The sequence below is a fragment of the Kribbella sp. NBC_01484 genome (assembly GCF_036227145.1).
Classification (GTDB): domain Bacteria; phylum Actinomycetota; class Actinomycetes; order Propionibacteriales; family Kribbellaceae; genus Kribbella.
Genome location: NZ_CP109437.1, coordinates 2,872,154 through 2,895,067, shown reverse-complemented (window position 1 = coordinate 2,895,067; position 22,914 = coordinate 2,872,154). Strand labels below are relative to the sequence as shown.

The window sequence follows — 22,914 nt, the reverse complement described above, 5'->3', positions numbered from 1 at the left end:
CCGCGCAGGCCACGTAGATTCTCGGCGTGACTCATTTGCCAGACCAAGGTCCCCTGCCGGGCGTCCACGACTTGGGATACGCCAGGCTCGACACCGATCGGCTGGAGCGGACCGGCGATGCCGAGGTGGTCTACGGCGCCGGTAAGACGCCCTCCCAGGTCGTCGAACTGCTGCGGACTCTGCACGCCACGCATCCCGATCACGCCGTACTGGCCACCCGGCTGACGGTCGAGGCCCAGGAGGCAGTTGCCGCCGCTCTGCCGGCCGCCGTGATCGATCCGGTCGGTCGTACGGCGGTCCTCGGTGAGCCGCCCGTCCTGCGCGGGACTGTCGCCGTGGTGTCGGCCGGTACGTCGGACGCCCCGGTGGCAGCCGAGGCGGCGACGACGGCTCAGGTCTTCGGCGCCGAGGTCGACCTGGTGACCGATGTGGGGGTCGCGGGGCTGCACCGGGTCATGGGGGTGCGGGAGCGTCTCGACGCCGCGGACTGCCTGATCGTCGTCGCGGGCATGGAGGGTGCGCTGCCCAGCGTGGTCGGCGGACTCGTCGGCGTACCGTTGGTCGCAGTACCGACCTCAGTCGGGTACGGCGCCTCGTTCGGTGGGCTGGCGGCTCTGCTCGGGATGCTCAACTCGTGTGCGCCCGGTGTGACAGTGGTGAACATCGACAACGGCTTCGGCGCCGGGGTCTTCGCCGCTCGCGTCGCCCGCCGTTCCGCACCTCGCGAGTCCAAGGAGACCGAGTGAGAATCGCCTGGATCGACTGTTCGGCGGGCGCCTCCGGCGACATGCTGCTCGGGGCGTTCCTGGACGCGGGCGCGGATCTCGCGGTGGTCAACGCCGCGGTGGCCGCCGTCGACGTGTCCCTGTCGGTGACCGTCGCCCCGACGGCCCGGCACCAGATCGCCGCGACCAAGGCAACGGTCCAGGTCAACGGCACCCCACACCCGGAGAACATCCCGGACGCCGGCCACGGACATGGTCACGGCCACGGAGATGAGGCTGGACACGGCCATGGGCACGAGGCTGGAGACGGGCATCAGGTGACTCGGGCGTGGGCTGACGTCCGGCGACTGCTCGAGCAGGCCGCTTTGAGCGACACCGTTCGGGCCCGCGCCCTGGACACCTTCGCCCGGCTGGCGCGGGCCGAGGGTGCCGCGCACGGCGTGGCACCTGACGAGGTGCACTTCCACGAGGTCGGCGCGCTCGACGCGATCGCGGACATCGTCGGAGTCGCGGCTGCGTCGATCGCGCTCGACCTCGACCGGATCGTCGTCTCCACCATCTCGCTCGGCGGCGGTGGCCAGGTTCGCGGCCAGCACGGCGGGATCCCGGTGCCCGGCCCCGCGGTCCTGGCCCTGCTGTCCGAGGCCGAAGCACCGGTCGTCGGCGGCGCAGCGCCGTACGAGATCACTACGCCGACCGGCGCGGCCCTGCTGGCCTCGATGGCGAACGAGTTCGGCCAGCTGCCGTCGATGCGGATCGAGCGGACCGGCGTCGGCGCGGGCGGCCGCGATCCGGTCGAGGTACCGAACGTCGTCCGCGTGGTGGTGGGCGAGTCGGTCGAGCATCCGGCCACCGAACTCGTCTACGAGACGAACGTCGACGACCTCGACCCGCGGATCTGGCCGCAGGTCCTCGCCCGGCTGATGGAGGCGGGCGCGGCCGACGCGTGGCTGACACCGATCCTGATGAAGAAGGGACGGCCGGCCCACACGCTGTCGGTCCTCGTCGGCAGCGCGAACGCCGAGGTGGTCCGCTCGGTGATCCTGGCCGAGACGTCGGCGATCGGCCTGCGGGAGTTCAGCATCCGCAAGCACGCCGCGGATCGCGAGTTCGCCAGCGTCGACGTCGACGGCCAGCGCATCCACGTCAAGATCGCCCGGTACGGCGGCCAGGTGGTCAACGTCCAGCCCGAGTACGACGACGTGGCCGCGGCCGCGGCAGTCCTGAAGAAGCCCGTCAAGACCGTTCTGGCCAAGGCGATCGCCGCCGGCCACGACCTCTGGAGCTGACGCCGGCTAGTGGGCTTCGGCCTTCTCCGTGAGGGCTTTCTGTTTGCGGCGGGGCCAGTCGTACGGCCACCACTGTGCTCCGCCGCGGCGCGCCCAGACGATCAGGGCGATCAGGACGCCCAGCTCGACGGCCGGGCAGATCGTGTCGCGGAGCCGGGCGCTGAACCACTCGAGCGAGTCGGACAGGCTCGCGGCCACTTGGCGCGCGTTCGGATCCCGGCCGGGGACATAGGCGATCGCGAGCATCGTCGTCCGGATCACCATCAGCCCGTCCACCTTGGACGCGGCGACCGCGGCCAGCGCGACCCAGGCGATCAGGTCGTACCAGGGCAGTGAGTACATCGCGGTGAGGATCCATGCGATTGCGTAGATCGCGGTGTAGCGGATCGCAGCCGGCGTCGGGTCGTCCGGATGCGTCTGCGGCACGATCGACTTCGGGAACACCTGCGTCAGCAGGATCGCGACCACGATCAGGCCGACCCACGCGAGGATCGCCAGGACCGTCCGCACCAGCCCGTTCGGCAGGAACAGGGTGAAGAAGCTCAGCAGGACCTTGTGCGGTGTGCCGGTCGAGATGAAGGACGTCTGCGACCGCGCCTGCTGGAACGCCTGCAGCCCGACGATCGCGTACAGACCACCCATCGCGAGCGCACCGCCGCCACAGAAGATCAGAGCCTTCCGCCGATCCGACCGCAGCGACCAGAGCATCGCGACCCCGACCAGGCCGATGGACAGCTTCGTGCAGCCGGCCACTCCGAGCATGATGCCCGCCCAGAACACATGCCGCCGGAACAGCACCAGCGCGATCACCGCGAACATCACCGCGATCGCGTCGTTGTGCGCGCCGGCCAGAACCGTCCACAGGATCAGCGGATTGGCCAGGCCGAGCATGATCACGCGGCGCCGGTTCGGCAGGTTGGGGCCGACCAGCTTGAGCAGCAGCAGTCCGGTCACGATCAGGCTGATCGCGACGGACAACTGCAGCATCCACACGGTCAGCTGCATCGAGTCGCCACCGATCAGCGACGCGATCCACTGGATCCAGGTCGCGATCGGGCCGTACACGCTCTTCGCGCCCTGCCAGGGCCGCTCGGTCGCCGCGATCACGGGGTCGTAGCCGAGCCGGATCGTGTCCGCCGGCGCGGTCGTGTACGGGTTGCCGCCGAGCGCCATGATCCGCCCGTACGCCGCGTAGATCAGCACGTCGCCGGAGGCCATCGGCGGGACCAGGGTGATGGCCGCCGTCGTACCGATGCCTAGGGCAACCAATCGGTCGACCCGCGGGGACCAGCCGTGTTTCAGGGCCTTGGTGGCGAGGAAGACGCCGTACCCGCCGAGCAGGATGGCGACGTAGATCATCACCGTGACGAGCCAGTCGTTCGGCTTCGAGTCGAACCAGTACGACGGAAGCCAGGCGTGCCGGTTGGTCAGGGTCAGCACGACCACCGACGGACCGAGCAGGCCGGCCGCGACGATCAGCGCCGTACAGGCCAGGTAGAGCGCGACGGCGCGACGACCGTAGCGGTTCGCCAGCTGCGGATCGGCAGTCGTGGTGTCGGGCGTGTCGCCAGTGCTCATTGCACTGTCTTCCGCGGGAACAGGCTGCGCAGCGACGGCCCGCCGCCGTCCGCGGGCAGGGCGCTGCGCGCGGCCAGGGCGCGACGGACGTGCAGGTACTGCTTCGCGCGGTGGAGCTGCCCGCGCAGATCCGTCCCGGTGGCTCGGTGCCGGACCTCGATCGGAACCTCGAGAATGCGGAAACCCTTGCGGCCGAGATCGATGCTCAGCGCGGTCTCGACCCCGAATCCGGCGGCCAGCGGTACGGCGGAGTCGAACGCGGCCCGGGTCAGGCAGCGCTGCCCCGACAGCGGCTGCTCCGGAGCCCAGCCGGTCGCTTCCTCGATGCCGGCCCGGGCCAGCTTGACGACGAACCCGTGGCCGCCGGCCTTGGACCCGTCGGCGCGCAACTGCACCGGCAGCGTGCCGATGGTCATGTCGGCCCGGCCGGTCTGGACCGGCTCGATCAGCGGCGCAGCCGCGGTCGCGGAGTCGGTCAGGTCGGCGTCGAGGAAGAGCAGGTGCCGTGGCCGGGCACCGTCGCGCTCCGCGACCGCCGCCGCTCCGGTCTCCATCGCCGCTGCCTTACCCCGGTTCCGCTCGTGCCGGACGACGACTGCTCCGGCCTGCTCGGCGGCTTGCGCCGTACCGTCGGCCGAGCCGTCGTCCACGACCACGACCAGGTCGACCCCGATGATCTTGTGCACCGCGTCCACGGTCGCCGCGATCCGCGCCACCTCGTCCTTCGCCGGGATCACACAGGCGACGGCACGCTGATAGGGCTCGGAAGGCAGATCATGACCGGACACAGCACGTCAGCCTAGTTCCTCCGCAGCCGATCGACCTCGTCAGCGCCCACCCGCTGTGGATATCTCGTTCTTTCGAACGACCCTGTGGAAAACCTTCAGGGGCGGGCGCCGATCGCGGCATCTTCTCTGGCGACAGCTTTCATCATCGATCGGAGGAGTTCGGATGACCAGCTCAGGTGCTTCAGGAGCGCACGCGGTCGAAGAGCAGGCACACGGCGCCGGACTCGGTCGGCGTCGAGTCGGCCAGCCGCCACGACGATCCCGGCAGCCCGTCCTCGAACAGGCGAGCCCCGCCGCCGACAAGCTCGGGCGCGAGCGTGATGCTCAGCTGGTCGATCTCGTCCGCGGCCAGCAGCGCCTTGATCACGCTGCCGCTGGCCAGCACGATGATGTCCGCGCCGTCCTCGGCGCGCAGCTGCTTGACGACGTCGCCCGGGTCGGCGTCGACGACCCGCGAGTTCTGCCACGGCCCCTCGGTCAGCGTTGTCGAGAAGACGACCTTCTCCGTCTCGTTCATCCACTTCGACACCGCCCGGTCCTGCGGCGCCGCGTTCTCGTCGTCGGCCACCGCCGGCCAGAAGCCGCCGAAGCCTTCGTAGTTCTTCCGGCCGAGCAGGATCGTGGTCGCCGGCGACGTCACCCGGATCATGTGATCGCGGGACGCCTCGGTGATCGCGTGCGGGACGATCCAGCTCATGTCGTAATCGCCACCGGCGCCGTTCACCCGTCCGTCGAGCGAGAGCGTGATGTTGGCGGTCACCTTGCGGGTCATCTCGGTACCTCTTCCGATCCGGGCCGCCCTCGTGGCGTCCTCACACCAGAGATCCTGTCGCCCCGGCCCCGGGCGAACATCTGCCATCTGGCCTATATCCCCGCCCGCCAGGCCGATCCACCTCCCAGGGTGGCCTCACCGACCCAGCATCGGCCAGGGAAGTTGGAGGATCAGGGTTATTGTCGGACAATCAGACAGAGCAAGTTCCTCTCGGCGCGGAGGCGTCGGGCTGCCGTAGCGTGGTTGGCACGACCGGACGAAAGGGCAGGCGCATGACCGAGGCTCGAGCAGTCGACAGGGCGTACGGCGTCGACAGTGAGGTCGGACCGCTGCGGACGGTGATGCTGCACCGCCCCGGGAACGAGCTCCGCCGGCTCACCCCGCGGAACAACGACAAACTGCTGTTCGACGGCATCCCGTGGGTCGGCCGCGCGCAGGAGGAGCACGACGCCTTCGCCCAGGCGCTGCGAGACCGCGACGTCGAGGTGCTGTACCTCGGCGAGCTGCTCACCGAGGCGCTCACGGATCCGGAGGCGCGAGTACGAGCGGTGACCGGCACCACCGAGGACCTCCGGCTCGGCGACACCCTGCGCGACTACCTCCGGGCGTCGCTGGCCGGTCTGGACCCGGCCCAGCTCGCCGAGGTTCTGATGGCCGGGGTCCGGAACGACGAAGTCCGCGTGGGCGGCCTGGTCACGTCGTTGCTGGCCCACGAGGACTTCCTGATCGACCCCCTGCCGAACCTGCTCTTCACCCGCGACTCCAGCGTCTGGATCCGGGACTCGGTCGCCGTCACCTCGCTCGCAATGCCGGCCCGGGCGCGCGAGACCCAGCTGACCGAGTTGATCTACACGTTCCATCCGCGGTTCGCAGGCGCCGACAAGGTGTACGACCACCAGCTCGAGCACGTCGAGGGCGGTGACGTCCTCGCTCTCGGGCCCGGCGTACTGGCGGTGGGGGTCGGGGAGCGGACCACGCCGGCGGGTGTGGAGCGGCTGGCTCGGCGGGTGTTCGCGAAGGATCTGGCCCACACGGTGCTCGCGGTGCCGATCGCTCAGCAGCGGGCCACGATGCACCTCGACACCGTCTGCACGATGGTCGACGTCGACGCCGTACTGATGTATCCGAACATGGCCGAGGAGATGCGCGCGCTCGCGGTCACCACCGATGGCGACGAGCTGCACGTTGCGGAGCCCGAGCCGTTCCTGGTGGCGGCGGCGAAGGCGCTCGGGATCGACACGCTGCGGCGGATCGACACCGGCCTGGACCCGGTCACCGCCGAACGCGAGCAGTGGGACGACGGGAACAACACCCTCGCCGTAGCACCGCGCGTGTGCATCGCCTACGAGCGGACCGTGGAAACCAACGCGCGCCTGGAAGAGTCCGGGATCGAGGTCATCCGCATCTCCGGCTCCGAGTTGGGCTCCGGCCGCGGCGGACCCCGCTGCATGTCATGCCCCGTCCTCCGCGCCCCACTCGGCGGCTCCTGACCCGCGCCTGAACGTTTGCTCCACCACCCAAGTGAGCCCAACGACACGCGCAGTGAAATCGGGGCTTGTGGCCGACATCCATTCTGAGTACTCTTCATGGCTAGGCCCAGGCCCTGTTGCTCCCCCGTCAGCAGGACTTGGGCCGTCCACGTTCCTAGCGCGGTCCGTAGGTGTACACCCCCTCCCGGTCTAGACCACTCTCAGTAACTCCCACCCGGCTGCCCCCAAGGCACCGGGCGCTCGTGCCTTCATCACGCGACACCCACCACACCCAGTCGGCGCCCCCAGCCACATGTGCGCTCGCGCCTCCACCACCCCCACGCCGGCCACCCGGCGCCCCCAGCCACACGTGCACACGCGCCTCCACCACGCCCACTCGGGCCTACCCACCCCACCTTCAGGTCGGCGGCTGGTTGGGAGCAGCCGGCACGTGGTGGACCCACGAGCTCCCGGGCGCGTGGTGCGGCGAGTCGTGGATTGAGGCTTGTTGGAGGCGAGATTTCTCGCCGATTTTCCACGACTCGACGACTCCATGACTCCCGCGCCTCTGGCCGGGCGTCGCCGGCGGCCGGGCGGGGTCGGGGCAGGCCGCTCGCACGTGGGCGGGGTCGGAACGGGGGGCTCGCACGTGGGCGGGGTCGGAGCGCGGGCTCGTATGTGGGCGGGAGTTGGGTGGGCGACTGATGCGCGAACACCCGGGTGCTTGGGGGCACCCGGGTGTTCGAGGTGATGGGAGGCGCCGTCGGCGCCGGGGTGTCAGCGGATGGTTAGTTGGCGGCTGGAGAGGCCGGCTCGGGCTGCGCGTTCTTCGGTGGTGAGGGGGGCCTCTGTGGTCAGGGCCTTCTCGAGGGCTACGGCGAAGTCGGCGGCGGGCCTTTCTACGTCGGCGGCTTCGGTGTCGGCGGGGAGTTCCCAGACGGGGGCGAGGACGCCGAGAGCGCGGAAGGAGCCGATCAGACGGCTGCCTTCGGTGAGCGCGGAGGAGCCGGCGGCGTGCAGGCGGGCGAGGGCGTCGAGCAGGGTGTCCTCGCTGTGCGGCATCACCCAGCGCAGGTAGCGGCGGTCACCGATCTGCGTCCAGTACGCCGCCTCGACCGACTCCAGCCGTACGGTCGGGGCAGCGGCCGCGTTGGCCCGCTCAAGACCCGCGGCGACCTCGCCGGTCGGGTCCTCGACGTTCTCGCTGACCCAGAAGTCGAACCCTTCGTGCACCTTGACCTCGATCGGCTTCGAGGTGTCGATCAGGTCCTGCAACCGCGGGCCGTCCGTCATCAGGTCGCCGAGCTGGATCGGGTTGCCCGGCTCCGTGTCCAGCGCGGCGGTGATCGCGTGGCCGAGGTCGCGGGACGGATCACCCGACGACGCGTGCGTCTGCAGGCCGATCCAGATCGTCTCGTCGTCACGGACCAGACCCGGCATCGCCATCGGCAGCAGGGTGACCAGGTTGACCACCTTGCCCGCGTGGTCGCCGGTCAGCACGACCTCCGCCGTACCCGAGGGGACGATCTCGCGGAACGCGATCAAGTCACACTCCGACGGCAGTCCCTCGAACGGCCGCACCACGAAGGTGTCCGCCGCCTGCGCCCGGTCCTTGCCGTGGCACTGCTTGAACCGCTTGCCCGAACCACACGGGCACGGTTCCCGCGGCCCGACATCCACCAGGTCGGCCGGGTCGAGGGTGACGGTCGTCGTGTTCTTCGCGCGCTGCCGCGACTTCTTTCCCATAGGCGCAGTCTTGCAGCCCACCGCACCAGACAGCCAACCCGATCAGACCGCCCAACCCGATCAGACAGCCAACCCGATCAGGTCGGGGACGATCGCGCGGACGATCAGTTCGGGATGATCGCGTGGACGGTGCGGTGGTTGGCGGCGGTGCGGACGTCCCAGCTCGAGGTGAGGATGTCGACGATCCGCAGGCCGCGGCCACCGATCGACTCGGGGTGGGTGTCGGTGATGGGTTGCGGCTCGGTGTCGCCGCGGCCGTCGGTCACCTCGACGTGGATGCCTGCCTTGTCGATCCACCAGGCCGCGCGGACCTCGCCGGCGGGCAGCGCCGGGGCGTACCGGATCGCGTTGGAGAGCAGCTCGGAGAGCACCAGTTGCGCGTCGTCACGGGGGGTTTCGGCGACCCGGTACCGCTTCAGGTAAGCGGCCAGACGGCGGCGGGCGTCCGCGACTGCGGACACTTTGTGCGGCAAGACGACGTCCACGATGCTCACGTCGGCAGGCAGGGTCGCTGAGGACAAGCAGGGTCTCCTCGATGATCGGAACAGCCACAGTGACATCTGCCCACGTTCCAGCCCTGGAAAACAACCCAGATGCATTCCGTTACATAGTCACAGCAGCGTCACAGCTAAACCCGAAGAAACCGTGACGAAATCGACGGAAATGAACGTTGCAATAACCGCCCGCATTCATGCCACTACGTATCTAGACCTGCGTGACACACGCCACACACAACGCCAGTGATGTGTAACAAACTCCGTGTGCACCTGCGACGTCCACTTCTCCCCCGTCGGCACCCCGGGTCAGGACTGACGGCGATCACGGCGTCTCGGGGGGTAGGTGTACGTCGGGACCGGAGCCTTGGCGGGTTCGGCGAGGGTCTTCAGCGCGGCCTCGGGCCGGTCGGTGATGATCGCGTCGACGCCGATGTCGCGGCAGTGCCGGACGTCCGCGTCGGCGTTGACGGTCCACACGTGGACCTGATGCCCGTGCTTCTGCGCGCGATCGACGTACTCGGGGTGTGCGGTGACGATCTCCAGGCTGGGACCGGCGTACGAGACCCCGGTCGGGAGTGAGCCGTCGCGGAAGCGCAGCGGGACGCGGTCCATCAGCAGGACTGTCCGGAGGCCAGGCGCCAGCACCCGCATCCGGCGCAGGGACAGCCAGGAGAAGCTCATCACCCGGACCGGAGACTCCGTGCCGACCTTCGGATGCGCCCACCCGTAGCGGTCGAGGGCCTCGATCAGCCGGCGCTCGACCAGACCGGCGTACCGGGTCGGGTGTTTGGTCTCGATGGCGAGCTCGACCGGCCGGCCGGCGTCCCGGACGGTCGCGAGGAGCTCGTCGAGCGTGAGCACCTTCCGCAGGTCGGGGCTCGGCAGCTCGGCCTCGTCGTCGAGCTCAGCCCACGGGTTCTTCCAGGAGCCCCAGTCGAACGCCTCGAGCTCCTCCAGACTCATCGTGGACACCACGCCGCGACCGTTGGACGTGCGCTCGATCCGGCGGTCGTGGACACAGACCAGATGTCCGTCTGCGGTGAGCCGAACGTCGCATTCGAGACCGTCTGCTCCCGCGTCGACCGCCCGGCGGTACGCCGCGAGCGTGTGTTCGGGACTGACATCACTGGCGCCACGATGGGCCACCACGCTTGGGCCCCTCCCACCGAGGAAGTTCTGTCCCATGAGGACAACTTTGTCACGCGGCCTTGTGAGGAAGTCACGGAGGCTCGCCGGGTGTTGGAAAACGGTTTCTCATTGCACCGCCAAGCGAGGATGGATCGCATGGAGATGCGCGCGATCGTGCTGGACGGGCCGGGGGAGCCCGAGGACATGCGGGTACGGCGGATCGCCGTACCCGAGCCTGAGACCGGGTGGGTGCGGATCAAGGTGGAGGCGTTCGGGCTGAACCGGTCCGAGTACCACCTGCGGGCCGGGCTGGCGACGAACGCGCGGTTCCCGGTGATCCCGGGGATCGAGGCGACCGGGACGGTGGACGCGGCGCCGGGCGGTGAGTTCGAACGCGGGCAGCAGGTGGTGGCGATGATGGGCGGGATGGGCCGCCGGTTCGACGGCGGGTACGCCGAGTACACCGTCGTACCGGCGTCGTCCGTCATCCCGGTGACGACGGACCTCGACTGGGCCACGCTCGGCGCGTTGCCGGAGATGCTGCAGACGGCGCACGGTTCGCTGCACACCGGGTTGGCGATCGAGCCCGGGCAGACGTTGCTCGTCCGGGGCGGTACGTCGTCCGTCGGGGTGGCGGCCGCCGTACTGGCGAAGGAGCACGGGCTGACCGTGTTCTCGACGACACGGAATCCGGACCGCGCACAGGTGTTGCGCGATCTCGGCGTCGATCACCCGATTGTTGATGATGGCAACGTTGCGGAGAAGGTCCGGGAAATCCTCCCCGGCGGGGTGGACGCGGCCCTCGAACTCGTCGGGACAAATGTCCTGCCGGACACCCTGAAGGCGACCGCGGTACACGGCACGGTGTGTTTCACCGGAATGCTCAGCGACAACTGGACGATCCCCGACTTCTACCCGATCGGCTATCTACCGAACGGGGTCCGGCTGACGGCGTACGGCGGCGAGAGCAGCGACCTGCCGCCCGCGGCCTTCCAGCGGTACGTCGATCTGGTGGCGGAGGGGACGCTCCCGATCCGCATCGATCGGGTGTTCGGCATGGAGGAGATCGGCGAGGCGCACCGCATCATGCAGGACGGCAAAGCCGTCGGGAAGCTGGTGGTCCGGGTCAACTGAGCCGGGAGTGGTGCCGGGGCCTGCCACCTGACAGGCCCCGGCACCCGATCAGGCGGTTGCCTCCTGCAACGCGGCCCGGCTGGCGGGACGGGCCAGACCGTAGTGGTCGCGCAACGTGGTGCCCGTGTACTCGGTCCGGAAGAGCCCGCGGGACTGGAGGATCGGGATCACCTGGTCCACGAAGGTGCTGAGCCCGGACGGCAGGACCGGCGGCATGATGTTGAATCCGTCGGCCGCGCCGGCCTCGAACCAGTCCTGGATCGCGTCCGCGACCTGTTCCGGCGTACCGCTGAAGGTGCGGTGACCGCGCCCGCCGCCCAGCCGGCCGATCAGCTCGCGGACCGTCAGCCTCTCGCGCCGGGCCAGCGTGACGATCAGCGTGTACCGGCTCTTCGCGCCCTCGATCTCGTCCTCGTCGGGGAGTTCGGCGGGCAGTTGCTCGTCGAACGGCAGGTCCTCCGGCTTGACCTTCAACGTCTTCGCCAGCGTCAGCCGGGCGTAGTCGGGCCGGATCAGCGAGTCCAGCTCACGCTCCAGCCGCTGCGCCTCCTCGACCGTCCCACCGATCACCGGCACGATCCCCGGCAGGATCTTGATCGTCGACGGATCACGCCCGAGCGCCGCCGTCCGTGCCTTCAGATCCTGGTAGAACGCCTGCGCGTCCTCGAGCGTCTGCTGCGCGGTGAAGACCGCCTCGGCGTACCGCGCCGCCAGGCCCTTGCCGTCCTCCGACGATCCGGCCTGCACGATCAGCGGGTGTCCCTGCGGGGACCGCGGCAGGTTCAGCGGACCGCGCACCTGGAAGTGCCGGCCGACGTGGTCGATCGGCACCACGCGGTCGTTCACCGCCCACACGCCGGTCGACTTGTCCGCGATCGCCGCGTCGTCCTGCCAAGAGTCCCACAGCTGGTAGGCGACCTCGAGGAACTCCGCCGCCCGCTCGTACCGCTCCGCATGCGCCGGCTGATCAGCCAGATTGAAGTTGCGCGCCGCGTCCGGACCGGCCGTGGTCACCACGTTCCACCCCGCCCGCCCGCCACTCACGTGGTCGACGCTGGCGAACCGGCGGGCCAGGTTGTACGGCTCGTTGTACGTCGTCGACGCGGTGGCGATCAGCCCGATCCGTGATGTCACGGCGGCAATCGCGGTCAACAGCACAGTCGGCTCCAGCGATCCGGCCGGACGACGGCCCACGTCACCGAGGAGCACTGGCGAGTCCGCGAAGAACACCGAGTCGAAGAGACCTCGCTCCGCGATCCGGGCCAGCTCCTGATAGTGCTTCACCGACGTGTTCGCGAACGGGTTGCTCTCCGGCAACCGCCACGACGCCTCGTGATGCCCGGTGCTCATCAGGAACGCGTTCAGATGCAACTGCCTGCTCACAGCGAAACCCCCAATGCGTCGAGAAGCCGCGACCGGACCGCGGCGAATCCTGGATCGGCCGGACTGCGCGGCGTGCTCAGCGAGATCAGTTCCTCGGCGACGAGCTTGCCCTCGTCGAGCACGATCACCCGATCGGCCAGCACGATCGCCTCGTCGACGTCGTGCGTGACCAGCAGTACGGCGGGTTGATGGGCGGCGCACAGCTTCCGGAGCAGCACGTGCATCTTCAGCCGGGTCAGCGCGTCCAGCGCGCCGAACGGCTCGTCTGCGAGCAGCAACTCCGGCTCCCGCACCAGCGACCGCGCCAACGCGACCCGCTGCTGCTCACCACCTGACAACTCGTTCGGCCACGCCTGCTCACGACCCGCCAGGCCGACTTCGGCCAGACTCTGCCGGCCGCGCTCGTCGGCTCCGTGCAGACCGAGTACGACGTTGTCCAACACCTTTGCCCATGGCAACAACCGCGAGTCTTGGAAGACCACGGACACGTTGGCCGGTACGACGAGCTCCCCGGAGCCGGCCACATCCGCGTCCAGTCCTGCCAGCGCGCGCAGCAACGTACTCTTGCCGGACCCGCTCTTCCCCAACAGGGCAACGAACTCACCTGGCGCGATGTCCAGGTCCACCCCGTCGAGTACAGCGCGATCGTCGTACCGGCGGACCAGGTCCCGGACCTGGACAGCAGCGGTCAGGAGGCCAGTGTGCGGCGCCATGAGAGGGCCCTCCTTTGAATCAGGCGGACGGCCCCGTCGGACAGCAGGCCGAGGACGCCGTACAGGACCAGGCCGACAATGATGATGTCGGTCTGTCCGTACGTCCGGGCCAGCTCCATCATGTAGCCGATACCGCTGGTGGAATTGATCTGCTCGACGACGACCAGCGACAGCCACGCGCCGGTGACCGCGAACCGCAGCCCGAGCAGGAATCCGGGCAGCGCGCCCGGCAGGACCACCCGGCGGATGAAGTCCCAGCGCGACAGCCCGACGGTCTGCGCGAGTTCGACGTACCGGCTGTCGATGGTGCGGAGTCCGTTGTGGGTGTGGATGTAAATCGGCACGAACACCCCGAGGAGGATGGTGACGACCTTCATCGACTCACCGATACCGAGCCAGAGGATCAGCAGCGGCAGCAGCGCCAGCGACGGGATCGCGCGCTTGATCTGAATCGGACCGTCCAGCAGTGCCTCGCCGAGACGGGACAGTCCGGAGAGCAGCGCGAGTACGACGCCCAGCACGATGCCGAGCGCAAGTCCGATCAGCGCGCGCTGGGTGGACGTCCACAGGTTCGACTGGAGGCGACCGTCGGCGATCAGGTCGCCGGCCGTGGTCACCACGGTCCACGGCGCGGACAGCACCCGCTGGTCGATCCAGCCGGTCGCCGATCCGATGCTCCAGATCACCAGCAGCAGCACGGGTCCGATGGCAGCGCCGAACCTGATCGGCTTGCCCAGTCCGAGGCGACGACGCCGTACGACGGGCGCGACCGAATCGGCTGTACGCAGTCCAGGCAGAGTCGTGGCGCTCATTTGGTGGCTCCCTTGATCGCATCGGCCGCGACACTCTGGAACCGCAGGTCATACAGGTCCTTGGCCTGGATCACCGGGTTGCCGGTCTCCTTGGCGAGCAACTCGATGGTCTCCTGCTGCCGCTGGATCGCGTCACTCCAGTCCGCGCTGATGTCCGGGTGACCGGCGTTGTCGACCAGCCACTGACCGTCGGACTCGGTGAGTCCCTGGTCCTTCACGTAGTACCCCTGGATCCACTCCTTGGGGTGTTTGTCGATCCAGTCCTGCGCGACGCCCCAGGCAGCGACGTACGCGCGGATCGCGGCCGCCTTCGCCGGGTTCTCGAGCGACTCGGTCACCACGTACAGGTGGCCGGCGTCGTCGCGGAGACCGTGCGGGATCGTGGTCCCGCCGTCCTTTGCGTACTTGGCCAGGTAGCGCTTGATCTGGACGCCGCCGATCGGGGCGACCTCGACCTGCTTCGCGGCCAGGGCGTTCGTGTACACGTCGCCGGTGCTGGGTAGCTCGACCAGCTTCACGTCGTCCTTGGTCAGGCCGGCCTTCTTCAGAACCTTGAGGACGAGTGCGCCCTGAGCCTGGCCCGGGCTGTACGCGATCTTCTTGCCACGCAGGTCGGACAGCGTCTTCACGTTCGCGCCGGGCGCGATCCCCAGCTGGTAGATCGGGTGGTCGAGCGGGTCCTGGCGGAACTTGGAGGCGACGATCTTGACGTGCAGCCCGGTCCAGGTCGCGTGGATCGGCGGGATCTCCGCGACGGAGCCGAGGTCCAGCGCGTGCGCCCGGAACGCCTCGGTCGTCTGCGGACCGCCGCTCAGGTTGGCGAACTGGACGAACTTCGACACCTTGTCGAGCTGTCCGGACAGCTTCAGGGCCACCTGGGTGGCCGGGTCACCGACGACGATCTTGGTGCCGTCCGGGACGGTCGTCGGCAGCGCGGCGTCCAGCGCGAGCTTCGCGCCGCCGTCGTTGCCGGCCTGGGCAGCGCCGCCGCAGCCGGTGACCAAGGCGGCAATCGCGACGGCCGCGGTCAGAACCTTGTGGGTCTTAAACATGATGTGCCTTCGAATGCGTCGTGACGTAGCGGCCGTCGTGGTACAGCAACGGGTCGTGCTCACGTCGTTCGGTATGGGTGGCGAGACGGGCGACGACCAGGTGGTGGTCGCCCACGGCGAAGCGGTGCTCGACCTGCGCGCGCAGGTAGCTGGGCGCCTCGTCGAGCACCGGTTCGCCGGTGTGCAGCCGGGACCAGCGGGTCGGCTCGGCGAAGCGGTCGATGCCACTGGTGGCGAACCGGCCGGCGATCGCCTGCTGGTCGGCGGACAGGAAGTTGATCACCAGGCTGTCGGCGGTGCTGACGGTCGGCCAGCTGGACGCACTGGTGGCGATCGCGAACGAGACGAGCGGTGGCAGCAGGCTGACCGAGACCAGTGAGGTCGCGGTGAACCCGGCCGGGCCGTGGCCGGCGTCCGCGGTGATCACCACGACACCGGCGGCGTGGCGACGGAACACGGACCGGAACACGTCGGCATCGACGATCCGCTCCTCGAGGCGGTCCGGGACGACGGACAGCGGCGGACGATCGGACGGGTTGATCGCATGGACTGACATGTCTCTCCCTCGGTTACGGGGGCAGGGACGACCGGCAGCGGGCAGCAGGAAGCACCACAACCGGGCGGGGTGTGGGAGGCGCAGGCTCAGACAGGCCTCGTACGGCGGGAGTCCGCCGGGGCAACGCGGGCAGCAGCGGTCACCGACAGGTGGCGCTCGCCGTCCGGAGAAGATCGATGACGCGACGGCGGGTGAGCAGTGTCGTCGTCATGTCAGCTACCTTCTCATCAATGTCTACTGGACAACTAGACAATCTCGCGATCCGGGACAGCCGTCCGAAACTGACCATTCGCTGGGACGACACGCCGCCAGGTTGCCCTCACACTCCCGGCCGTGCGTGCGTTCTACTTGCGTGATGGCTCGGGAGAAGGTCGTACTGCCGCCGTTCCAGGCGTTGATCGACGCGCACTGGCGCGACGTGGCCCGGCTGGCGCGTGCGATGGCCGGGCCGGTGGACGGCGACGACGCGGCCCAACGCGCCTGGGAGAAGGCGTACGCCGCCTACCCCGACCTCACGTCGGCGAAGAACCTCCGCAGCTGGCTCCTCACCATCACGGCCCGGTGCGCGACCGACGTACACCGTGCACGCAAACCGCAGCGCCCTCTGGACGAGGCTGCACCGGTCGCCGTCGACGGCCCGGAGGCCGCGGACTGGCCGGACCCCGACCTCTGGCGCGCGGTCAACGAGCTGCCGGAGCGGCAACGCTTCGCGATCACGCTCAAATACGTCGGCGACCTGGACCACCACGGCGTGGCCGCCGCCCTCGACACCACGCCTGCCGCGTCGCGCCGGCTCGTCAGCGACGCCCTCGCGGCACTGCGCAGCAAACTCGGAGTAAACGATGACTGACCTCGAGAGCCGGCTGACCCGGCTCACCACCCCAGACCTGACCCCACCGATCCTTCCGGACGCCGACGTCGCCTACACCCTGCACGACACCCCGATCGGCACGATGCTGCTCGCCGTCGCGCACGGCCGGGTGGTGGCCAGCTCTTTCGGCGACGAGGAGACCATGACCACCCGCCTCGCCCGGGCGGTGTCCCCGCGCGTACTCCGCCAGCCCCGCGCGCTGGACGACGTACGGCGGCAACTCGACGAGTATCTCGACGGCCGGCGGCACGCCTTCGACCTGAAGGTCGACCTGGCGCTGGCGACTCCGTTCCAGCGACTCGTGCTCACCGATCTGCCGAAGCACACCCGCTACGGCACGACGACGACGTACGGCGCGGTCGCCGGGGAGATCCACAAGCCCAAGGCGGCTCGGGCGGTGGGTACGGCACTCGGCGCGAACCCGGTCTGCGTCGTCCTACCCTGCCACCGCGTGATCGGCTCGAACGGCGCGCTCACCGGGTACGCCGGCGGACTGGACGCGAAGCGTTTTTTGCTGAATCTCGAAGCAAAAGACTGAATTTTCTTCAGCCTGCCAGGAAGCATTTACACTCGACAGACAAAGGAGCAGATCCCCAGTGTGGAGTGGGGATCTGCTTCTTGTTTTTCCCTTACCTGCAAGGGCCGCTGACGCGTCAGTCGGTGGCGGGCTGGTGGATCTCCAGAATGAGCCGGCGACGGCCGCCCCAGTCCCGCTTGTAGACCTTGTAGTCCTCGATTCCGGCCTTCGCGCAGAGCCGGCCGTAACTGATCTCGTCGTGGATGAAGTGCACGCTGCTGGTGCCGAAGTGCTCGGTGGTGACGATCCGGTGCTCCGGGCCCTGACGCATCCCGTTCGCGATCTCCGCAGCCGTCGCCGGTCCCCAGGCCGGGCCCTCGATGATCGCGATGCCGCCCGGCTTCAGCACCCGGGAGATCTCGCAGATGGTGGACACCTGCTCGTCCTCTGCGAACAGCTCGTGGAACGCGGTCCACAGGCAGATCACCGCGTCGAACGCGTCCCACTTGTACGGCAGGTCCGTCATCGACCCGACCGCCCAGTCGATCGACAGCTCCTCCTCGGCTGCCTTCGCCCGGCCGGCCTCGATCAGGTTCGGCGAGATGTCCAGCGCGCGGACGGCCTTGCCGGCCTTGGCCAGCGGCAACGCGATCCGGCCGTAGCCACAGCACAGGTCGAGCACCGACTCGCGCCCGTCCAGCAGTTCCTCGACGGCCTTGACGGTCGCCGCGTCCCGCTCGGGCGTGGTCCGCGCGGCCAGGCCGTCGGCCCCGAGTTCGGCATACTCGGCCCGGCTGCGCAGTGCGGAGTTCAGCATGGGCGCAAGTATCCCGGTTACTCCGGGTCAGTTGTCCAGCGGTCGGCGCCCTACACGACCGAGCACGACCGCGGCCAGCATCGAGACGACGATCGAGGTGACCGTCGCCCCCAGCCAGGTCGGCACCGGCTGGTGGTTGAACACCCGCTGCTGGACGTCGGTCCAGAACGGCGACCAACGGCTCACTGTGCCGGGGTTGACCACCTGGTAGGCGACGAATCCGATCAGCCACGCCACGGCCGGCTGCCACCGGAAGCGCGCCGTACCCGAGACGTCCCAGTTCATCTTGCTGACCAGGAAGAAGTCCGCGATCGCGGCCGCGAACAGCGGGACGAAGACCGAGCCGATCAGGAAGAGGAACTGCGTGTAGTTGCCTAGGTCAACCATCAGGGCAAGGCCGGTGGCGAGTACGCCGATCGCGACCGAGATCCAGCGCCGGTCGACCTTGCCGATCAGGTTGTGGGCGGCCATCGTGGTCGAGTAGACGTTCGCGTACGCCTCGTCGACCTCGTCCACCAGCAGGACCAACAGCGCGATCGCGCCGGCCGGCAGGACGACGAGCGCGGTGATCACGTCCTCGCTGTTGGTCTGCAAAGTCGCGACCGCGAACACACCGAGTGCGTAGTACGCGATCGCCGCCAAGCCGTAGCCGAGCGAGGAGCCGGCGAACGCCGCCTTGTTGGTGCGCGAGTGCCGGGTGTAGTCGGCGGCCAGCGGCGCGAACGAGACCACGCCCGCGGCGGCCAGATCGACGGCCGGCCAGAAGCCCAACACGTTGTCCTGCGGCAGGTCGTGCATGGGCTTGCTGAGCACCTGCACGAACAGGTACACCGACGCGATCAGCACCAGCCAGACCATGAACTTCCGCAGCAGCTTCACACTGCCGAGCGGCCGGACCGCCATCGTCGTCGCGATCACCCCGGCCAGCAGGACGAACACCCAGCGCCAGCGCTCACTCGTCACCGCGACCGCGGCCTGCGAGATGATGATGATCTCCATCGTGGCCCAGCCGACGTTTTGCGCGATGTTCAGCACGGTCGGCGCCATCGAACCGCGCCGGCCGAACAAGCCGCGCAGGCACGTCATCGCCGGCGCACCGGTCTGCGAACCGAACACCGCCGCCCCACCGAGCACCAACGCGCCGATCACACAGCCGACGACGACCGCGAGCAGGCCTTTCCACAGCGAGCCCGTGGTCGCCGCCACCAGCGCACCGGTGACCGGCCCGAACAGGGAGATGCCGAAGTTCCCCCAGAGGGCGAACTGGTCGAGGAATCCGAGCGTCCGCGGGGCGTCCGTGGTCAGGACAAGCGGCGCCTCGATGTCGCTAGCAGGACGAACAGCAGTATTGGTCATGATGACCTGCTCCCTACGCCGGCATTACCCGGTCAGGTTCAGGCGGTCGGCGACCCAGCTGTCGCCCTCTCAGCCCGCGCGTACGGTGCGAGCTCCCGCAAAGGTTGTTAGCTCGTCAACGATAGCGCTTCACTCGCTTTCGGGAAGGGTGGCGGCTCGCTGGATGAGAGCGGCCACCTCGGGACCGTTGGTCAGCACTGGTATGTGCGCGCCCGAATCCAGCGTCCTGGCCTCACCGTGGCTGAGCTCCGCCAACCGCTGTACCCACTCGGCCGGCGAGATCAGATCGTGCTTGCCGCGCACGATGACCACCGGCACGCGCACCTGGGTGATGATCGCGGCCAGGTCGTGGTGCCGGGCGGCTTCCGCGGCTCGGGCGATCGAGGAAAGCGTCGTACGGGCGTACTGCGGGGTGACAACCCGAATCAGGCGGGGTGCTTCCGGCACGGCCGACCCCAGCCACCGGACCGTCCGGTCCACCCAGCCCGACATCCGGATGTCGCCGGTCGGCGCAACCAGCACCAGCGCATGGACGAGCTCGGGGTCGATGATCGCGGTCTCGACCACGATCTGGCAGCTGGCGGAGTGTCCGACCAGGACCGACCGCTCGCGGATCTTGTCGGCGAGTGCCACGCCCAGCGCGCGCGGATGCAGATCTTCGCGGGCCCCGGCCGGTTCGCCGTACCCAGGAAGAGTGACGACGACGTACGGCGTGGTCAGGTGCTCGACCGTTTTGGCGTACGACTCCGGCCCGAGACCGAGGCCCGGGACCAGGACAACGGGTGCGCTCACTCCCAGGGCGCTTTGACCGGTGGGCCCTGGACGACCGGGTTGCTGACGTCGGGCTTCAGCTCGCGGTACCCGATCGCCAGACCCGCCGCGAGGATCAGTAGGCCGGTGCCGCCCCAGCCGTACGCCTTGGGCAGCCGGTCGATCGTCTCGTTGATGGCGCCCAGGCCGGTGGACAGGACGATGCTCAGCCAGATCAGGATCGGGATCGCGGACACCGCGACCAGCAGGAGGCCACCGAGCTCGACCGGGTCGGGCTGGCGCCCTGCCTTGCGGCGGGCGAGCACGTCCCGGATCCACATCCCGATCGCGACCGCGCCGACCACGATCAGCAGCAGTTGGCCGATGGTGTCGATCACGTCGGTGCGGAGCGGGTGGTTCAGCGGTGAGCCGGGGGCCTGGGAGATCTCGCGCAGGGCGACCCGCTGGACGGACACGACGAGCAGTCCGTAGACGGCCGCGATCAGTGCGGCCAGTCCGACCACCCGGGCGGCACGCGGGTCACGGGGCGCGACCGGCTCCTCCCGTCCGTACGTCGGGAGCTCGTGCTGCTGCGGATGCGCCGCGGGACCGTAGGGGCTCCCGGGGCGGAAGTTCGGCGGCTGGGTGTACGTCGGGGCCTGGCTCTGCGGCGGACCGGCGTACTGCGGCTGGCTCTGTTGTTGATCGGGCCGGGCCTGTGGCTGGCCCGGCTGGCCTTGAGGTTGGCCGGGCTGGGAGCCGTAGGGCTGCGGCTGGGCGTAGGGGCCGGGCTGCGGGTCCGTGTATGGGCCCACGCCGTAGGTCCCACCGCCGTACGGCGTGGGACGGGCGTAGTGGTGCTCCTCACCGGACTGGTCGGGCTCGTCGCCCCGGCCGTACGTCGGGAAATCCTGTGACGACATCGCTGCTCCCTCCCCTCCGACTCAGCTTCTCACGAACGGCGGTTTGGCTCAGGTCGCTTTGATCGTCGGCCAGGCGTTCGGCAGGCAGCCGGCCAGGCCCTTGGTCTGCTGCATCATCACCGGCGCGGGGGTCTTCGCCTTGGTGCAGGTCGAGTGGCCGTGGCCGAGCGCGTGCCCGACCTCGTGGTTGACCAGGTAGCTGCGGTACAGCGAGACGTCGCCGTTGTACGCCGGGATCGCGTACATCCACCGTTTGGCGTTCAGCACGACCCGGTCCTCGACCCGGCAGGACACCTCACCGCCGGTGTCGAGCGGCAGACAGAGCTTGTCGGTCAGCGCCGGCGTGGCCAGGATGATGCGCAGGTCGGCGTCGACCTTGTCGGTCCGCTCGAAGCTGACCGGGTGAACCGCCTGCCAGCCGCGGGGGTCGGCCAGCGTCTTGTGGATGATCGCCGCAACCACGGCACCGTTGACCGACAGTCCCTGCTCGATCTCGACCCGATAGGTCAGCTTGTCCCGGACCCCGGTCGCCTTGTTGAACCCGGGCACCACGGCAAGCTTGCCGCTGGACACAGTGACATTCGGCTTCGCGCCCTTGGGCTGCCGCGTCAAACTCGGTGCCGGCCGCAACGGAGTGGTCAACTTCTGCGTAGGCGTCGGAACCGGCCTGGGCGTGCTGACCGGCACTTCGGTGACAGGCGCACTCACCCCGGACACCACATCAGCCGCCAGACTCCGCCGGTTGGCCACATCCGGATGCATCACCACCACAGTCCCCAGCACGGCTAACGCAGTCACCGAAAACCACTGCACCTTGTGCGACTTCCGCCGGCCGTGCCGCCCACCCCGCTGGCGTACAGGCGCGTCGCCGCGCTGGCCAGTCCGCCAGGTGGTCATGACAATCGACCCTACCGACTCACCGGTCCTCCACGAAAGGCGAGTTTCGTAAACGACCGGTCAGGGCGTCACGACAAGCTTCCCGATGGCTTCGTTGCTTTCCATGTAGTGGTGAGCCGCAACAATGTCGTCCAGCCCGAAGACCCGGTCGACGTTGGGTCGATAGACGCCGGCCTCGATCTCGTGCACCACCCGCTGCAGCGCGGTCGCGCCCGCCTCGCCCTTCAGGTTGTCGCTGTGGAAAGCCGTGAGCTTGGTCCCGGACGGAATCATCGCTATGGCCTCGAAGTCCGGGATCAGCCACCCACTGAGCGAGCCCGCGACACATACCGTCCCGCCACGACGGACCAGGTGCAGCGAGTCGACCGCAGTACTCGCTCCGACGAGGTCCAGAACATAGTCCGGACCCTCCGGCCAAACCGCGTGCATGGTCGCCGGCGACCCACCGCCGTCGACGAGTACGTGGTCGACACCGGCCGCAGTCAACGCGTCGACCTTGTCTTGCCGCCGGGTCGTCGCCGCCGTCTCGACACCGTAGCCGGACGCGATCGACGCGGCCGCCATCCCGACGGACGAGGTCCCGCCGCGGATCAGCAGTTTGCCGCCGGGCTCGATCCCCAACGTGTCCAATGAGCCATGTGCGGTCAGGTACGTCTCGGGTAGCGCGGCAAAGAGGTCCCACGGCAATGCGGTGGTGATTGGCATCAGCAGGGAGTTCGGCAACAGTGCGTACTCCGCGTAGCCGCCGTCGAACTGACGTCCCATCTCACCCATCACCGCCGCGACGGTCGTCCCATCCGGCAACCTCGGATCGGTCGACGCCGCCACGACTCCCACACATTCGATCCCGAGCACCCGCGGGAACGTCACGCTCGGGGAATGCCCCTGCCGGGTCCGCAGCTCCGACCGGTTCAAGCCCGCGCCCATCACCTGCACCAGGCTCCAGCCGTCCCGGACTGCTGGTACCGGCAGTTCACGGATTTCCAGGACCTCCGGGCCGCCCGCCGTGACACAGACCGCCGCGCGCATCGTCGTACTCATGCATTCACTGTCGCCAGCAGGCGGTGTGGCGGGCCACCGATAGAATGCCAACCAATGCCCGTTCGTCGCCAAGTCGCCCGATCCTCCCAGCTGTGGCCGT

23 protein-coding genes and 1 riboswitch are annotated in these 22,914 nt (G+C 69.0%); of the genes, 6 read left to right on the top strand and 17 right to left on the bottom strand.

What is annotated here, in order from left to right:
- Positions 1-26 precede the first annotated feature (26 nt).
- Complete coding sequence (gene larB / locus OG555_RS14245) at positions 27-746, top strand: nickel pincer cofactor biosynthesis protein LarB (RefSeq protein ID WP_329483338.1); 720 nt, start codon at positions 27-29, stop codon at positions 744-746.
- On the top strand, positions 743-2,014 hold the full coding sequence (gene larC, locus OG555_RS14240; protein ID WP_329483337.1) for a nickel pincer cofactor biosynthesis protein LarC: 1,272 nt from the start codon (positions 743-745) through the stop codon (positions 2,012-2,014). Before larB ends, larC begins: the two co-directional genes overlap by 4 nt.
- A 6-nt stretch (positions 2,015-2,020) precedes the next feature.
- Here larC and OG555_RS14235 read toward each other — a convergent pair whose 3' ends face one another.
- From OG555_RS14235 to OG555_RS14225, 3 genes are all read right to left on the bottom strand, one after another.
- The gene (locus tag OG555_RS14235; protein ID WP_329483336.1) at positions 2,021-3,592 is read right to left on the bottom strand and encodes a DUF2029 domain-containing protein; all 1,572 of its coding nucleotides are present in this window, start codon (positions 3,590-3,592) and stop codon (positions 2,021-2,023) included.
- Positions 3,589-4,380 carry a glycosyltransferase family 2 protein gene (locus OG555_RS14230; RefSeq protein ID WP_329483334.1) on the bottom strand — a complete coding sequence of 264 codons (792 nt, stop codon included), beginning with the start codon at positions 4,378-4,380 and terminating at the stop codon, positions 3,589-3,591. The genes OG555_RS14235 and OG555_RS14230 overlap by 4 nt, the downstream gene beginning before the upstream one ends.
- 181 nt (positions 4,381-4,561) lie before the next feature.
- Positions 4,562-5,152, bottom strand: coding sequence for a dihydrofolate reductase family protein (locus OG555_RS14225; RefSeq protein WP_329483333.1), 591 nt, complete (start codon positions 5,150-5,152; stop codon positions 4,562-4,564).
- A 272-nt stretch (positions 5,153-5,424) separates the two neighbouring features.
- On the opposite strand from OG555_RS14225, the gene OG555_RS14220 reads away from it, so the two are divergent.
- Positions 5,425-6,642, top strand: a complete 1,218-nt coding sequence (locus tag OG555_RS14220; RefSeq protein ID WP_329483332.1) for an arginine deiminase — start codon at positions 5,425-5,427, stop codon at positions 6,640-6,642.
- Positions 6,643-7,398: 756 nt separating this feature from the next.
- Here the strand turns inward: OG555_RS14220 and OG555_RS14215 are convergent.
- The 3 genes from OG555_RS14215 to OG555_RS14205 form a co-directional block, all read right to left on the bottom strand.
- Entirely contained in the window at positions 7,399-8,367 is a 969-nt protein-coding gene (locus OG555_RS14215; RefSeq protein ID WP_329483331.1) for a DUF5926 family protein, read from the bottom strand.
- A gap of 104 nt (positions 8,368-8,471) precedes the next feature.
- Positions 8,472-8,888: an ATP-binding protein gene (locus OG555_RS14210; protein WP_329483330.1), complete on the bottom strand. Its 417-nt coding sequence runs from the start codon at positions 8,886-8,888 to the stop codon at positions 8,472-8,474.
- Positions 8,889-9,170: 282 nt separating this feature from the next.
- The gene (locus tag OG555_RS14205) at positions 9,171-10,013 is read right to left on the bottom strand and encodes a glycerophosphodiester phosphodiesterase (protein WP_329483329.1); all 843 of its coding nucleotides are present in this window, start codon (positions 10,011-10,013) and stop codon (positions 9,171-9,173) included.
- 135 nt (positions 10,014-10,148) lie between these two features.
- Between OG555_RS14205 and OG555_RS14200 the strand changes: the two genes are divergently transcribed.
- The gene (locus tag OG555_RS14200; protein ID WP_329483328.1) at positions 10,149-11,126 is read left to right on the top strand and encodes a zinc-binding alcohol dehydrogenase family protein; all 978 of its coding nucleotides are present in this window, start codon (positions 10,149-10,151) and stop codon (positions 11,124-11,126) included.
- A 48-nt stretch (positions 11,127-11,174) separates the two neighbouring features.
- On the opposite strand, the gene OG555_RS14195 is transcribed toward OG555_RS14200, so the two are convergent.
- The 5 genes from OG555_RS14195 to OG555_RS14175 are packed head-to-tail and all read right to left on the bottom strand — an operon-like array spanning position 11,175 to position 15,642.
- Positions 11,175-12,509, bottom strand: coding sequence for an LLM class flavin-dependent oxidoreductase (locus tag OG555_RS14195; protein WP_329483327.1), 1,335 nt, complete (start codon positions 12,507-12,509; stop codon positions 11,175-11,177).
- Positions 12,506-13,222, bottom strand: coding sequence for an ABC transporter ATP-binding protein (locus OG555_RS14190; RefSeq protein WP_329483326.1), 717 nt, complete (start codon positions 13,220-13,222; stop codon positions 12,506-12,508). The genes OG555_RS14195 and OG555_RS14190 overlap by 4 nt, the downstream gene beginning before the upstream one ends.
- The gene (locus tag OG555_RS14185) at positions 13,198-14,034 is read right to left on the bottom strand and encodes an ABC transporter permease (RefSeq protein WP_329483325.1); all 837 of its coding nucleotides are present in this window, start codon (positions 14,032-14,034) and stop codon (positions 13,198-13,200) included. Before OG555_RS14185 ends, OG555_RS14190 begins: the two co-directional genes overlap by 25 nt.
- Positions 14,031-15,086 carry an ABC transporter substrate-binding protein gene (locus tag OG555_RS14180; protein WP_329483324.1) on the bottom strand — a complete coding sequence of 352 codons (1,056 nt, stop codon included), beginning with the start codon at positions 15,084-15,086 and terminating at the stop codon, positions 14,031-14,033. The genes OG555_RS14185 and OG555_RS14180 overlap by 4 nt, the downstream gene beginning before the upstream one ends.
- Entirely contained in the window at positions 15,079-15,642 is a 564-nt protein-coding gene (locus tag OG555_RS14175; protein ID WP_329483323.1) for a flavin reductase family protein, read from the bottom strand. Before OG555_RS14175 ends, OG555_RS14180 begins: the two co-directional genes overlap by 8 nt.
- A gap of 355 nt (positions 15,643-15,997) precedes the next feature.
- Between OG555_RS14175 and OG555_RS14170 the strand changes: the two genes are divergently transcribed.
- Together OG555_RS14170 and OG555_RS14165 are read left to right on the top strand one after the other, a co-directional pair.
- Complete coding sequence (locus OG555_RS14170) at positions 15,998-16,492, top strand: RNA polymerase sigma factor (protein ID WP_329483321.1); 495 nt, start codon at positions 15,998-16,000, stop codon at positions 16,490-16,492.
- Positions 16,485-17,051, top strand: coding sequence for a methylated-DNA--[protein]-cysteine S-methyltransferase (locus OG555_RS14165; protein ID WP_329483320.1), 567 nt, complete (start codon positions 16,485-16,487; stop codon positions 17,049-17,051). The genes OG555_RS14170 and OG555_RS14165 overlap by 8 nt, the downstream gene beginning before the upstream one ends.
- Positions 17,052-17,166: 115 nt before the next feature.
- Here OG555_RS14165 and OG555_RS14160 read toward each other — a convergent pair whose 3' ends face one another.
- The 6 genes from OG555_RS14160 to OG555_RS14135 all read right to left on the bottom strand — a co-directional run bounded on the left by OG555_RS14160 (position 17,167) and on the right by OG555_RS14135 (position 22,814).
- Positions 17,167-17,847, bottom strand: a complete 681-nt coding sequence (locus tag OG555_RS14160) for a class I SAM-dependent methyltransferase (RefSeq protein ID WP_329483319.1) — start codon at positions 17,845-17,847, stop codon at positions 17,167-17,169.
- Positions 17,848-17,874: 27 nt separating this feature from the next.
- Entirely contained in the window at positions 17,875-19,203 is a 1,329-nt protein-coding gene (locus OG555_RS14155; protein ID WP_329483318.1) for a purine-cytosine permease family protein, read from the bottom strand.
- A riboswitch (TPP riboswitch) is annotated at positions 19,197-19,312 on the bottom strand. It overlaps the preceding gene by 7 nt.
- 20 nt (positions 19,313-19,332) lie before the next feature.
- On the bottom strand, positions 19,333-19,995 hold the full coding sequence (locus OG555_RS14150; RefSeq protein WP_329483317.1) for an alpha/beta fold hydrolase: 663 nt from the start codon (positions 19,993-19,995) through the stop codon (positions 19,333-19,335).
- The gene (locus OG555_RS14145) at positions 19,992-20,876 is read right to left on the bottom strand and encodes a hypothetical protein (protein WP_329483316.1); all 885 of its coding nucleotides are present in this window, start codon (positions 20,874-20,876) and stop codon (positions 19,992-19,994) included. The genes OG555_RS14150 and OG555_RS14145 overlap by 4 nt, the downstream gene beginning before the upstream one ends.
- A gap of 48 nt (positions 20,877-20,924) precedes the next feature.
- Positions 20,925-21,674 (bottom strand): DUF3152 domain-containing protein, encoded by a 750-nt coding sequence (locus OG555_RS14140; RefSeq protein ID WP_329483314.1) that lies wholly within the window; start codon positions 21,672-21,674, stop codon positions 20,925-20,927.
- Between the two features lie 159 nt (positions 21,675-21,833).
- Positions 21,834-22,814 carry a zinc-binding dehydrogenase gene (locus tag OG555_RS14135; RefSeq protein ID WP_329483313.1) on the bottom strand — a complete coding sequence of 327 codons (981 nt, stop codon included), beginning with the start codon at positions 22,812-22,814 and terminating at the stop codon, positions 21,834-21,836.
- Positions 22,815-22,914 lie beyond the last annotated feature (100 nt).